Consider the following 12,279-nt stretch of genomic DNA (forward strand, 5'->3'; position numbering starts at 1 on the left):
ATCTCTCACCGAACGAACAAAAAATTTCGTTGCTGACTACTCCGCGAGCGGGAGGTTGTAACTCGTCTCGCGTTCCACGACTTCTTCCCACGTGTGCTCGCACTCGCAGGACACCTCATCGAAGACGGAGGGGTCCTGCCGGAGGTCGAAGTCCTTGATGGCTTCCTGCACGAGGTCGTCGCACTCCCCGCAGTTGTGCGGCCCCCTATCGCTGCCGTGGCCGACGGGGTCACTGACGACGATGGCGTCCGCGTCCGCCGTCGATTCGAGCACGTCACAGATACTCCACATCCACGGCGGCCGGTACCCCCCGCGGAAGTGCAGTTGGTCGACCATCGTGTACCGCTGGACGTTACACGGGTTCATCGAGACGGTGTGACAGCCCTCCACGTCCGCGCACGCCCGAATCGAGTCCTTCATGTCCTGCACTGCCTCGCCCTCCGCGAGGAACGGCGGCTTCATCAACAGGTAGGCTTTCACGCCCGCGCCCGCCTCCTTCGCTTCGAGCGCGGCGTCCTCGAAGTCCGCGAAGTCGAAGTACTTGTTCACGCAGTCGTGACGCACGCGGTCGTTCGCCGTTTCGAGGCCGACCGCCACGTCCGTCTCCAACCCCACGTCCACGAAGTCACGCACGCGGTCTTCCTGCACGAAGTCCGGCAGGCTCTCGACGACGATGCGCTCCCGGTCGCTGAACGTCTCCGCGATCGCCTTCCGCGTCTCCGCGGGAACCTCGCGCTCGTCGAGGAAACTCCCGCTCGTGTAGATCTTGACGAGGCCGGACGTCTCCTCCGCGTTCTCGGCCTCGTGGTCGAGACACACCTGGATCTGATCCATCAGCGCCTCGTGCTCGACGCTCCCGTCCTCCACCGATTCGGCGACGTACCCGCACATCGTACACCCGCCGGCGCGCGCCCACCGACACCCGCCCGTGTTGAGAATGATAGTGAGGCTCTGGTAGACGCCGCTCGGCGTGTTGTCCTCGTCTATCCACACGCGCGTCGGCTCGTGGGGGTCGTACGTCTCGTCGCGCTCGCCCCGCAACTCCCGCATCACCTTGTTGTGGGCGTCCATCCCCCGACCCGACTCGTACACCTCGGGGCTCGGCTGACTCATTACTCGCCGTAGCCGTCCGGCGCGTAAAGCCGCTTCGTCACCGCCGCGACCGCACCCCCCGCCAACGCACCCGCGAGGTTCGCCACTGCGTCGAGCAGACTCCCGGTTCGCCACGCCACCAGCGCCTGCGCGCCCTCGACGCACAGCCCGAACGCGACCGCCACCACCACCGCGACTGGCACCGAGAGCGACGACTCGCGCGCCAGCAGCCACGCCAACACCGCATACGCCGCCACGTGCAGGAGCTTATCCACCGGTAGCCCCCCGCCACTCGGCGGCCCCGCCGGAAGGAGAGACGCCACCAACACCACGACCGCCCACCCTATCGCCCAGCGCCGCACGACTACAGCGGCGTGTCCTCGGCCCGCTGGTGCGCCTGCTCCCGCATCTCCTGCACCTCCGCCACGTACTCGTACCCCGGCACGATCCCCTCGAACCACGTCCCCTCCACGTAGTTCACCACCGCCAGCGCGTCGTCCGCGACACTTCCCTCCCGCGCCTCCACCTCCGCCTCAACCGTCACCCGCCCGCCCTCGCGAACCACCACCGGCTCCGCCGTCAACTCCGCGTACGTCACCCCACCCACGTCCTCGACACGCAGCGAAAACGTCTCGAACCACCCCTCCGACACCGTCTCCCCGACCTCGCCCTCCACCACCGCATCCAACGTCGGCACCTCCACCCGCACCCGATACTCGTCCTCGCCCGGCACCACCGACGCCTCCCAATCAGACCCCACAACCTCGAACACACCATCCCCGCGCTCGAACCGCTCACTCGCCTCGAACTCAGACTCGACGTTCATACCCCAGCAAAAGAGACTCACCGAAAAGGGCGTTTCGCGTCACCGACCACAGGAGGGATTTGAACCACGCCCAGACGGTCGCCCTTCGGGCGCTGCGTCTGGTCTACTTCAGAATCCCTCTACCGCATCGTTCTTCACTTCGTTCAGAAACGATGCGAGGGGAGGGATTTGAACCTCAGTCGTTCCGCTACGCTCCACTCTCTGCTTCAAATCCCTCTCTACGCAGTTATCCTCGTTTCACTCGGAAAACTGCGAGGGGAGGGATTTGAACTAACGTCAGACTCACTCCGTTCGCCTGACTGAGTTCAAATCCCACGCTGTTCGCACCGCTCCTCACTGTCGTTCGTCGCAGGTGCGAGGGGAGGGATTTGAACCCACGAACCCCTTCGGGAGCGGATCTTAAGTCCGCCGCCTTTGGCCTGGCTCAGCCACCCTCGCGCACCCCTATCGAATCGGTCGGTCTACCTGAATCTGACGACTACCAGTCGACGCTGACGGTGCCGTCGCCGTGCGGGTCGGGCGCGATTTCCTCGTTCGTCCGGCGGTCGATGACGTGAATCACGCCCGCGTCCTTCTTCGCGGGACACACCTCGGCGGCCTCGACGTTGTGGTCGAGTTCGGACTCGTCGAAGAAGTACGAGACGGGTTTCCCCATCCCCGACTTGAGGTCCATCTCCCAGTTCGCGGAGACGTTCGCGCACTTCCCCGCGCCGATGCACTTGTTCGCCTCGAAAATCAGCTTATAGGGCTTCTCCGACACCGGCGGGGCGTCCGCCTCCCCGACGCTGCTCGGGTCGAACCCCTCGTCGTCGCTCATACCTAGACAACTCTCCTCCGGGGACTAACGCGTATCGCTCTCCGCGCGCGAAAACCCCCTCGTGGAGTACGTCAGACCGCGCGGTCTGACCCGCGACTCGCCTTACTCGTCGTGAACGACGCCAGCGTGCGGCGCTGGCTGGCTCACGACTCGCCTTACTCGTCGTGAACGACGCCAGCGTGCGGCGCTGGCTGGCTCACGACTCGCCTTACTCGTCGTGAACGACGCCAGCGTGCGGCGCTGGCTGGCTCACGACTCGCCTTACTCGTCGTGAACGACGCCAGCGTGCGGCGCTGGCTGGCTCACGACTCGCCTTACTCGTCGTGAACGACGCCAGCGTGCGGCGCTGGCTGGCTCACGACTCGCCTTACTCGTCGTGAACGACGCCAGCGTGCGGCGCTGGCTGGCTCACGACTCGCCTTACTCGTCGTGAACGACGCCAGCGTGCGGCGCTGGCTGGCTCACGACTCGCCTTACTCGTCGTGAACGACGCCAGCGTGCGGCGCTGGCTGGCTCACGACTCGCCTTACTCGTCGTGAATCTCGACGGATTCGAGGACGATGTCCTTCATCGGTTCGTCGCTGCGGTCGGTGGGCGTGCTCCCGATGTCCTCGACCACGTCCATGCCGTCCGTCACCTTCCCGAAGACAGCGTGTTTGCCGTCGAGGTGGGGCTGGGCGCCGAGCGTGATGAAGAACTGGCTGCCGTTCGTGTTCGGGCCGGAGTTCGCCATCGAGAGGACGCCGGCGTCGTCGTGGTTCAAGTCCTCGTGGAACTCGTCGTCGAACTCGTAGCCGGGGCCGCCCCGTCCGGTGCCGGTGCGGTCGCCGGTCTGAACCATGAAGTCGTCGATGACGCGGTGGAACGGCACGTCCTCGTAGTATGGTTCGCCCTCGACTCGCTCGTTCGTCTCGGGGTCAGTCCACGTTTTCTCGCCCGTCGCCAACCCAACAAAATTCTCGACGGTGTTCGGGACTTTCTCGTCGTAGAGTTCGACTTCGATGTCGCCCTCGCTCGTGTGCAGCGTCGCGTCGATGGTCATGGCTACGCGAAGGCGGTTCGCCGGGAAAACGCTGCTGGTGTGCGGTGGGCTTATCGGGCGACGGCGGGGATTCGGGGTATGGACGCGCCGCGCGAACCCCAGGAACTCGTCCTCCCGGAACGTCGCCTCGACCGGTTCCGCGAGTGGGCGACCGGGGGGACGGCGACGACCGCGGCGGCGCGCGTCCGCGACCCCGCAGGACGCGTCGCGTTCGTGCGGAACCGCTGGTCTGACGGCTGGGTGCTCCCCGGCGGCGCGGTCGAACCCGGCGAAACCCCGGCGGAGGCGGCGCGCCGCGAAGTCCGCGAGGAGACCGGACTCGACCCGGTTCTCGGGGACGCGCTCGTCGTGCTCGACCAGACGTACGTGTCGGCGGCGACGGGCGACACGGCGTTCACGGCCGAGTACGTCGTCTACGACGCGCGCGCCGACGAGGAGATACCGGACGCGGGCACACTCGGCGCGGACGCGGACGAGATCGCGGCCGCTCGGTGGTTCGACAGTGTTCCCGCGGGATTCGTGGACGACGCGCTCCGCCGCTACATTGAACCGTGACGCCCGCCGACTCCCCGGTATGTCGGCTCGTCGAAACCTCTACGTCGCCGCGTTCGTCAGCGCGTCGCTCGCGTACATCTTCGTCTCGCTCGCGTACACGGGCGAGTTCCACCTGCTGCGCTGGGTGACGTTCGCCGCCTTCTTCCTCGGCGCCACCTACGGCTTCGAGGCGTTCGTGAACTGGGCGGAACCCCGTTAAGTCCGGGAGGTCGATGCGTCCCGGAACTCGACGCGCGCGCGCCGCTCTCGTTCCCGCTCGTGAACCGCACCGTCCAGCCGTGGGCGTCCGCCACTCGCTCGACCACGTGCAGGCCGTAGTGGCCCTCGTCGGGTTCGGGCGCGCCCCGGCGAAGCACGCCTGTGGGGAACCCGGGGCCGTCGTCAGCGACGAAGAACCCGGACTCGTCGTCTATACGCCTGCCTCACTCCCGCGGGCGTTAACGGTTTGGACTACACGACGGGAACGCGATTTCCGCCCGGGACGTTAGAATGCGCGGAGGTCGTGGAGGGTCTCCGCGGCCTGCCCGCTCGCGATGGTGTCGCGGGCGGTTTCCAGGCCGTCCTGGAGCGTGTCGACGTCGCGGCGGGCGTACATGCGGAACGCGGCGTTGAGCGCGATGGCGTCCGCGAAGTCGCCGTCGCGCTCGCCCGCGAGAACCTCCTCGGTGATGGTGGCGGAGTCGCCGGTCACGTCCTCGACCTGGAGCGTCTCGTTCGAGAAGTCCATGCCGTACTCGTCGGTCTCGATGGTGAAGTCCGTCAGTTCGTCGCCGTCCCACTCGGCGACGGTGGTGGAGCCGGGGCGGATGTCGTCGTAGCCCTCCATCCCCTGGAACATGATGACGCGCCCCACCGAACTCTCCTCGCTCTCCGCGAACGTGTTCACGACCTTCTTCGCGAACGCGAGGTGGTAGAAACTCCCCAGGTGGACGCTCGCGTTCGCGGGGTTCGCGAGCGTCTCCACCGTGTTCACGAACGTCCGGACGCCCATCTGGTCGCGGCGCTCCTCGATGGCGTCGACGCCCGGATTGAAGTTCGGCTGATAGTAGAACCCGAACCCGGTCGCGTCAGTCATCTCCGCGGACTCCTCCGGCGTGAGGTCGGTCTCGACGCCGAGCTCGTCGAGCACGTGCTTGTACGCGGTACCCTTCTGTGTGGGGACGCGGTCGCCCGAGTGCGCGACGACCGGGGTTCCCGCGGCGGCGGCGACGACGCCCGCGCCCACCCCCAGGAGGGCGGTGCGGAGTTTCCCGTCGTAGTTCGCGCCGCAGTCCACGGGGTCGACGTCGGGTTCCGCGACCTCGACTGACTCCCGACGCATCACGTCCGTGTACGCGCCGAGTTCCTCCGCGCTGTTGCGCTTCCAGCGGTTCGCGAGCCAGAACGCGCCGAGCGTGGTGGGATCGGGTTCGTCCGCGAGGATACGCTCGAACGCCTCGGTCGCCTGCTCGCGCGTCATGTCCTCCGCTGACTTGTGCCCGGAGCCGACGACCTCGGTCATCAGACGCTTCAACGGCCACTCGCCGAAACTCTCGCTCATATCTCGGGGTAGGGACGGATATACCCTAAACCCACGCGATTCAATCCAACGACTGATACTCGTCCGCGCCCTTCTCCCGGTATGGACCTCGACGGCGACTGGCGCAACCGCCTCGACGACACCGACGCCCGCCTCGTAGACGGCTTCCAGAGCGGCTTCCCCGTCGAAGAACGCCCGTTCCGCGCTGTCGCGCGCGCGCTCGACACCACCGAGGACGACGTGCTCGAACGCGTCGAGCGCCTCCTCGAGATGGGCGTGTTCCGGCGGTTCGGCGCGGTTCTCAACCCGCCCGTCATCGGCAGCTCCACGCTCGCCGCCGTCCGCGCGCCCGACGACCGATTCGAGGAGATAGCCGAGACCATCAACGCCCACCGGCAGGTGAACCACAACTACCGCCGCGACCACGAGTACAACATGTGGTTCGTCGTCACCGCCGCCTCCAAGGACGTCCGCGACCGCATCCTCGCCGACATCGAACGCGAAACGGGCTGTGAGGTTCTCGACCTCCCGATGCTCACGGACTACTACATCGACCTCGAATTCCCCGTGATGAACACGGATCGGTTCGCGCGGGAGGCGCTGCAAGCGCCTCCGACCGAACGAGCGGGGAGCGACGGCCCGCCAGTACGGGAGCGCCTGGAGCGAACGGACGTGACCGCCACCCGACTCAGCGAGACCGCGCGCTCCGACCTCTCCGCGCTCGAACGCACGCTCATCCTCGAAATCCAGAACGGGTTCCCGCTCACTGCGACGCCGTACGCGGACATCGCGGACGCAATCGGCGCCGACACGGACGACGTGCTCGCCGCTGTCGACCGCCTCCTCGCCGACAACTGCATCAAGCGCGTCGGCTGCGTCGTCAACCACGTCGCCACCGGGTTCACGAACAACTGCATGGTCGTCTGGGACGTGCCAGACGACGACCTCGACGCGTACGGCCAGACCGTCGGCGAACTCCCCTACGTCACGCTCTGCTACCACCGCCCCCGCCGACCAGACCAGGACTGGCCGTACAATCTCTTCACGATGGTACACGGCCGCGACCCCGACGCCGTCGACGGGAAAATCGACGAGCTCGCCACCGACTACCTGCCCGTCCCACACGAACGCCTCTACTCCACCGAGAAACTGAAACAGACCGGCGCGCAGTACGAAGAACTCGTCTAACCCCCGCGCGGCCCCTATTGTCCTCGACAATCCGTGGGGTTCCGGACTCCGAGAGCGGCAACGCGTCTCCCGGCGGGACGTCGAACGGGCGAACGCCGCGAGCGAGTGCGGGCGTCCCGACGCACGCTATGCACTCGCCTACTTCTCGTTTCCGGGTGCGCCCTGCAAGTCGAGCGGACGGAGCCAGCCGTACCAGAGAATCAACAGGGTGGAGCCGTAGCCGACGACCCACACCAGCATTCCGACGGTGAACGTGTTCCCGCCGAACGACACGAGCCCGGTTTCGCCGATGGCGGTACCGGCGAGGATGCCGCGCGTGATGCCGGGAAGGACAATGCCCGCGGCGACGACGAGGATGAACACCGGCCACGGTGGCGTGTCAGCCATACTCTCGTTTGGTCGGCGGGCTACCTGAATCACTCGGTGTGGCGCTTCCACACGAGCTCCCAGCCGTCGCCGTCCGCGCGCACCACCGCGTCGAACACGGTTGTGATGGCGTCCAGGGTCTGGCGGTCGTTCGCCTCGGGGTCGGCGTGGAAGTGCGCGGTCACGTCGCGCTCCCGGAGTTCCGGCATCAGCCGATGGAGGAACTGGAACGTCCGCGTCAATCCGATGTCCGCGATGAGCGGGGTGAGCGCGTCGAAACACACGACTCCCGATTCGCCGTCGATGTCGCGGACGCGCTCTCGAACCGCCGACAGGAGGCGCGCGCCGTCCGACACCGACACGCACTCCACGGACGACCCGTCCGTGCCGTCGGTCGTGAGGACGGTGCGGGTCGCGTCCGGTGCCCCCTGATCGGCGATGCGCTCTTGAAACTCCGCGTGGGCGTCGTACGTCACGCCGACGACGTGCGCCGCGTGCTCGCTCGGCGCCGCCAGCAACTGCCGGCACCCCGACGCAGTCATTCGGTCGTCGGCCGGCCCCAGCACGAGGACGCTCGACACTCCCGCCACCGACTCGAAGACGTGTCCGTCCGTCCCCGACGCGTGCGCCTGACTCATCGTACTACCGCTTGCCCGGTCTTCCGCCGCTCGTCGTATCAACGTTGTGGCGCCCCTACGGTTTTCACGCACCCCGCCGAAAGCCCAGCCATGAAGCACGTCGCTATCGACGACGTCGACACCGAAGTCAACTCGCTCCAGGTTCACGACGTCCGCAAACCCGTCTCGCGCGCCCTCGGCACCACCGACTTCGCGATGAACTACTTCGAACTCGCGCCCGGCGACAGCTTCTCCGGCGGCCTCCACACCCACCACGACCAGGAAGAAGTGTTCTACGTCGAATCCGGCACCGCGACCTTCGACGTCGGGAAAGACCGACGCGAAGTCGACGTCGGCGAACGCGAACTCGTCCGCTTCGAACCCGGCGAGTTCCAGACCGGCTACAACGACACCGACGAACGCGTCGTCGGCTGGGCGCTCGGCGCACCCGGAAGCCAACACGACTGGGACGACATCCAATCCTACGTCTACTGTCCCGACTGCGAGGACGAACGCGAACACGACCTCGCGCTCGTCGACGGCGCCTTCGAACTCACCTGCACCGACTGCGGAAACACGCAGGGCTAACCGGCTGAGGACACGGAAGTGGGCCGCTGCGGCTGCTGAACTACCGCCAGACGACCCCGCTCGCCTCACCAGCTCGCGTGCGACTGGCTGCGACTGCCTTCGTTCAACTCCGCACCGTACACTATTCGATCGCTCACGGTGTTCGCGACAGAAGCAGTGGGCCGGTGCGGATTTGAACCGCAAACTTCCACCTTATCAGAGTGGCGCTCTACCTAATTGAGCTACCGGCCCGCTCACTTCGTTCTATACTGCGTGGTTTGTTTAAGCGTTTCCTTTCGGCAGCCGTGGCGCTGTCGGGTGGTTACTTCCGGCGGTCGTCTTCGTTGTCGTCGAATTCCACGTCGTAGGCGTCCTCGCTGAGGTCGTACGTGTTCTCGCCGGGGTTCGCGTTCCCGCCGGGGGCGTTCGCGCCGTCGTCCGGGAAGCCGAACGTGTAGACGTGGCCGCTGGCGAAGCCGCCCGTTTTCGCGTCGAGCCTGGGGGTGATGACGTACTTCTTGAGCGCCCAGCGGATCGGCGCGCGGGTCACTGGAACGACGAACAGGAGGCCGATGGCGTCCGTGACGAGGCCGGGGGTGAGGAGGAACGCGCCGGCGACGAGCAGCAGGCCGCCGTCCACGAGTTCGTCGGTGGGCGGGCGGCCCTCCGCGAGCGCCTGCTGGATCCGCCTGAGCGTGTGGCGGCCCTCGGCGCGCACGAACAGCATGCCGAGGAGGGCGGTGAGGACGACGAGCGCGACGAGCACCTCCCACGAGAGCATCGTGGAGAGGAACACGAGGAAGAGCATGTCGAGCAAGGGCACGAGGAGGAGTGCCGCGAGCAGCCGTTTCATCGCGTGCTACTACCCGCTGGGTGGGTTTAACGGTTGGGTCGGGTCGCCGGGTTCGAAGCGTTTTCCCGAACACGGCGTCTCTCCCGGGTATGGACGAGTCCGCGGACGCGACGAAGGTGGAGTGGCGCGAGTGGGGCGACGCGGCGTTCGAGGAAGCCGAATCCGAGGACAACCCCCTCCTGTTGTCGCTGGTGACGCGGTGGAGTCGGCGGTGTCGCGAGATGGACGAGGGCGCGTACGCCGACCCCCGGGTCGCCGCGAACCTGAACGAGGAGTTCGTGCCCGTGCGTGCGGACGCCGACCGCCACCCGCGGGTGCGGGAACGCTACAACATGGGCGGGTTTCCCTCGACGGTGTTCTTGACGCCGTCGGGCGCGCACATCGCGGGAGCGACCTACCTCGACACGGACGGGTTCCGGCAGGTCATCGAGCGCGTGCACCGCGTCTGGGAGGACAAGGGCGCTGACGCGGCGCGGGTGCCGCGCGCGCTCCGGGACGCGGAACCGCCCGCGGGCGAGGTCACCGCGGAAATCGAACGGTTGGTCGCGGGCCAGCTGGACGAGAAGTTCGACTCGGACTTCGCTGGCTGGGGGTCGAGCGAGAAGTTCCCGCTCCCCGACACCGTGGAGTTCGCGCTGAAGCGCGAGCGCTACCAGGCGACCCAGACGCTCGACGCCCTCGAGCGCAACCTCCGCGCGGACTCCGGCGCGTTCGGCCGGTTCGCGCACGGCCGCGACTGGAGCGACCCCCAGCGCGAGTACCTCCTCGAAACGAACGCCGCGCTCCTCCGCGCGTACAGCCACGCCTACCTCGTCACGGGCGACGACTCCTACGAGTCTATCGCGTCCGACCTCGTGGACTACCTCACGGGCACGCTCTGGACGGGCGACGCGTTCGGGAACGCCGAACTCGCGGAGGCGGGCGCGCGGACGCCCGTGGACGACACCGCGTTCGCCGCCGGGAACGCCCGCGCCGCCGACGCGCTCGCGTGGTACGCCGCGTACGCGGACGACGACACCGCGCGCCGGTACGCCGAACGCGCGCTCGACTTCCTCGACACGCTCGTCGAAGACGGCACGGTGGTGCACTTCGACGACCCGAGCAGCGAGTCCGGACTGCTCGCCGACCACGCCGCCGCGACCCGCGCGTACGCCACCGCCGCCCAGGTGCTCGACCGCGAGTACCTCTCTCGTGCGGAAGCCGTCGCGTCCGACGCCATCGACCGCCTCCAGTCGGAGAGCGGCGCGTTCGACGACGGCCCGCGCGCTGGCGTCGGCCTCCTTGAGAAACCACTCCACCCGATCGACGACAACGCCCTGTTCGCGAACGCGCTCGTCGACCTCCGCTACCTCGCGGACGACCCCGCGTACCGGGAGGCCGCGGCCGACGCCGTCGGCGCGTTCGCCGGCGCGGCCGAGCGGATGGGCGTGCAGGTCGCCGGGTACGCCACCGCCGCGTCCCGCCTCGTCACGCGACCGCTCACCATCGAACTCGGCGCGAGCGCGGGCAGCGATCTCCACCGCGCGGCCGTCCGCCTCGCCGACCACGAGAAGGTCGTCGTCCCCGACGCGCCCGGCGTGGACGCGGACACCGCGCGCGTCGTCACCGCGCACGCGACCCGCGAGGGCGCAGAGACGCCCGCGGAACTCGCCGACCTCGTCCAGGAGTTACTGTAAACTGACACAGGGTTTTTGCGGGCGCGCGCCGAACCCGGGGTATGGCCAGCCTGAAAGACCTCGGACTCTCCGACTACGAGGCGAGCGCGTACCGCGCGCTCCTCGAAACCGGCCCGGCAACCGCGAAGGAGTTGTCCGAGGCGAGCGGCGTCCCCATGGGACGCATCTACGACGTGCTCGCGAGTATCGAAGCCCAGCACCTCGTCCGCAGTCAAGCCGCGAGCAGGCCGAAGAAGTACGCCGCCGTCGACCCCGAGGACGCCCTCGAGCGCCTCCTCGACGACCGGAAACGCGAACTCAACGAGAAAGCAGACCAGTACGAGGCAGTCGTGAACGAACTCGCGAGCGACCTCGCCGCACCCACCGCGCCAGACGCGGGCTTCTGGACTGCCGCCGTCGGTTCCGACGAGACTGTCGACCTCCTCCTCGAACGCCTCGACACCGCCGACGACCGCATCGTCCTCTTCTCGGCCGCGCCGTCCTCCGGCCTCGACATCGGCGACGTCTCCAGTCGCATCACCGACCACCTCCTCGACGCCCTCGACCGCGGCGTCACCGTCTCCGTCCTCCTCGCCCGCGACCTCTCCCACGAACTCCCCGACGAAGTCAACGCCGTCTACGTCTCCGAACTCGCCGAACACGACGACTTCAGCGTCCGAATCGGCGACACCGTCGACAGCAACGTCGTCGTCATCGACGGCGCGGAAGTCTGCATCGAGATGCCGAACCCCGTTCAGCCCGACGAGTCCTTCGCGCTCGTCGCCCTCAAGGATCCCGCGTTCGCCGACGACGTGACCGCCGAGTTCGAGGAGAGCTGGACGGACGCCACCACGCTCGAATAGGTGGAGCAAGGCTTATCGTCGTCTCTCCGGCACTCTCCGGGTATGCCGCCCTCCAAGCCGTTCTTCACACCCGATGGTGAACTCGACCTCCCCCGCGTCCTCGTTGAAGTCGTCCCGCTCGCGAAACTCGTCGTCGCCGTCGGCGTGACCGCCGCGATACCGGCCGTCCTCCAGTACCTCCTCGTCGAACTCGTCGCGGTCACCCCGCTCTTCATCGTGCCGCTCTCGCTCGTCACCCAGTTCGTCCTCGCGGTCGGCACCGCGTTCGTCCTCCTCTACGTCGTCGCTCGCGCCAACCAACTCGCGAACGCGTAAAAAG

16 protein-coding genes and 2 tRNA genes are annotated in these 12,279 nt (G+C 67.5%); 7 read left to right on the top strand and 11 right to left on the bottom strand.

Annotated elements, in window-relative coordinates; translation table 11 throughout:
• Positions 1–36: 36 nt before the first annotated feature.
• The 6 genes from FQU85_RS06495 to FQU85_RS06520 all read right to left on the bottom strand — a co-directional run bounded on the left by FQU85_RS06495 (position 37) and on the right by FQU85_RS06520 (position 3,777).
• Positions 37–1,113 carry an archaeosine biosynthesis radical SAM protein RaSEA gene (locus tag FQU85_RS06495; RefSeq protein ID WP_145845884.1) on the bottom strand — a complete coding sequence of 359 codons (1,077 nt, stop codon included), beginning with the start codon at positions 1,111–1,113 and terminating at the stop codon, positions 37–39.
• Positions 1,113–1,367: a VanZ family protein gene (locus FQU85_RS06500; protein WP_145845888.1), complete on the bottom strand. Its 255-nt coding sequence runs from the start codon at positions 1,365–1,367 to the stop codon at positions 1,113–1,115. Before FQU85_RS06500 ends, FQU85_RS06495 begins: the two co-directional genes overlap by 1 nt.
• An 89-nt stretch (positions 1,368–1,456) precedes the next feature.
• Positions 1,457–1,918: a DUF5813 family protein gene (locus FQU85_RS06505; RefSeq protein WP_145845891.1), complete on the bottom strand. Its 462-nt coding sequence runs from the start codon at positions 1,916–1,918 to the stop codon at positions 1,457–1,459.
• A gap of 353 nt (positions 1,919–2,271) precedes the next feature.
• Positions 2,272–2,356 (bottom strand) — tRNA-Leu (locus FQU85_RS06510).
• Between the two features lie 40 nt (positions 2,357–2,396).
• Positions 2,397–2,735, bottom strand: coding sequence for a ferredoxin (locus FQU85_RS06515; RefSeq protein WP_145845895.1), 339 nt, complete (start codon positions 2,733–2,735; stop codon positions 2,397–2,399).
• Positions 2,736–3,261: 526 nt separating this feature from the next.
• Positions 3,262–3,777: a peptidylprolyl isomerase gene (locus tag FQU85_RS06520; RefSeq protein WP_145845897.1), complete on the bottom strand. Its 516-nt coding sequence runs from the start codon at positions 3,775–3,777 to the stop codon at positions 3,262–3,264.
• 78 nt (positions 3,778–3,855) lie between these two features.
• Here FQU85_RS06520 and FQU85_RS06525 point away from each other — a divergent pair, with 78 nt between their 5' ends.
• The gene (locus FQU85_RS06525) at positions 3,856–4,332 is read left to right on the top strand and encodes an NUDIX hydrolase (RefSeq protein WP_145845900.1); all 477 of its coding nucleotides are present in this window, start codon (positions 3,856–3,858) and stop codon (positions 4,330–4,332) included.
• Positions 4,333–4,351: 19 nt separating this feature from the next.
• Positions 4,352–4,531, top strand: a complete 180-nt coding sequence (locus tag FQU85_RS06530) for a hypothetical protein (RefSeq protein ID WP_145845903.1) — start codon at positions 4,352–4,354, stop codon at positions 4,529–4,531.
• Positions 4,532–4,816: 285 nt separating this feature from the next.
• Here FQU85_RS06530 and FQU85_RS06535 read toward each other — a convergent pair whose 3' ends face one another.
• The gene (locus tag FQU85_RS06535) at positions 4,817–5,872 is read right to left on the bottom strand and encodes an anthranilate phosphoribosyltransferase (protein WP_145845905.1); all 1,056 of its coding nucleotides are present in this window, start codon (positions 5,870–5,872) and stop codon (positions 4,817–4,819) included.
• Positions 5,873–5,953: 81 nt separating this feature from the next.
• Between FQU85_RS06535 and FQU85_RS06540 the strand changes: the two genes are divergently transcribed.
• Complete coding sequence (locus tag FQU85_RS06540; RefSeq protein ID WP_145845907.1) at positions 5,954–7,039, top strand: Lrp/AsnC family transcriptional regulator; 1,086 nt, start codon at positions 5,954–5,956, stop codon at positions 7,037–7,039.
• A 138-nt stretch (positions 7,040–7,177) separates the two neighbouring features.
• Here the strand turns inward: FQU85_RS06540 and FQU85_RS06545 are convergent, their stop codons facing one another.
• On the bottom strand, positions 7,178–7,426 hold the full coding sequence (locus FQU85_RS06545; RefSeq protein WP_145845909.1) for a hypothetical protein: 249 nt from the start codon (positions 7,424–7,426) through the stop codon (positions 7,178–7,180).
• 29 nt (positions 7,427–7,455) lie between these two features.
• Positions 7,456–8,043, bottom strand: a complete 588-nt coding sequence (locus tag FQU85_RS06550) for a hypothetical protein (protein WP_145845911.1) — start codon at positions 8,041–8,043, stop codon at positions 7,456–7,458.
• 90 nt (positions 8,044–8,133) lie between these two features.
• Here FQU85_RS06550 and FQU85_RS06555 point away from each other — a divergent pair, with 90 nt between their 5' ends.
• Complete coding sequence (locus FQU85_RS06555) at positions 8,134–8,610, top strand: cupin domain-containing protein (protein WP_145845914.1); 477 nt, start codon at positions 8,134–8,136, stop codon at positions 8,608–8,610.
• Positions 8,611–8,767: 157 nt separating this feature from the next.
• Here the strand turns inward: FQU85_RS06555 and FQU85_RS06560 are convergent.
• Both FQU85_RS06560 and FQU85_RS06565 read right to left on the bottom strand, forming a co-directional pair.
• Positions 8,768–8,841 (bottom strand) — tRNA-Ile (locus tag FQU85_RS06560).
• A 70-nt stretch (positions 8,842–8,911) separates the two neighbouring features.
• On the bottom strand, positions 8,912–9,442 hold the full coding sequence (locus tag FQU85_RS06565; protein WP_145845917.1) for an FxsA family protein: 531 nt from the start codon (positions 9,440–9,442) through the stop codon (positions 8,912–8,914).
• Between the two features lie 89 nt (positions 9,443–9,531).
• On the opposite strand from FQU85_RS06565, the gene FQU85_RS06570 reads away from it, so the two are divergent.
• The 3 genes from FQU85_RS06570 to FQU85_RS06580 are packed head-to-tail and all read left to right on the top strand — an operon-like array spanning position 9,532 to position 12,275.
• Positions 9,532–11,118, top strand: coding sequence for a DUF255 domain-containing protein (locus FQU85_RS06570; RefSeq protein WP_145845920.1), 1,587 nt, complete (start codon positions 9,532–9,534; stop codon positions 11,116–11,118).
• Positions 11,119–11,159: 41 nt separating this feature from the next.
• Complete coding sequence (locus FQU85_RS06575; protein ID WP_145845922.1) at positions 11,160–11,960, top strand: TrmB family transcriptional regulator; 801 nt, start codon at positions 11,160–11,162, stop codon at positions 11,958–11,960.
• Positions 11,961–12,002: 42 nt separating this feature from the next.
• The gene (locus tag FQU85_RS06580) at positions 12,003–12,275 is read left to right on the top strand and encodes a hypothetical protein (RefSeq protein WP_145845925.1); all 273 of its coding nucleotides are present in this window, start codon (positions 12,003–12,005) and stop codon (positions 12,273–12,275) included.
• Positions 12,276–12,279 lie beyond the last annotated feature (4 nt).

This window comes from Salarchaeum sp. JOR-1 (assembly GCF_007833275.1).
Classification (GTDB): domain Archaea; phylum Halobacteriota; class Halobacteria; order Halobacteriales; family Halobacteriaceae; genus Salarchaeum.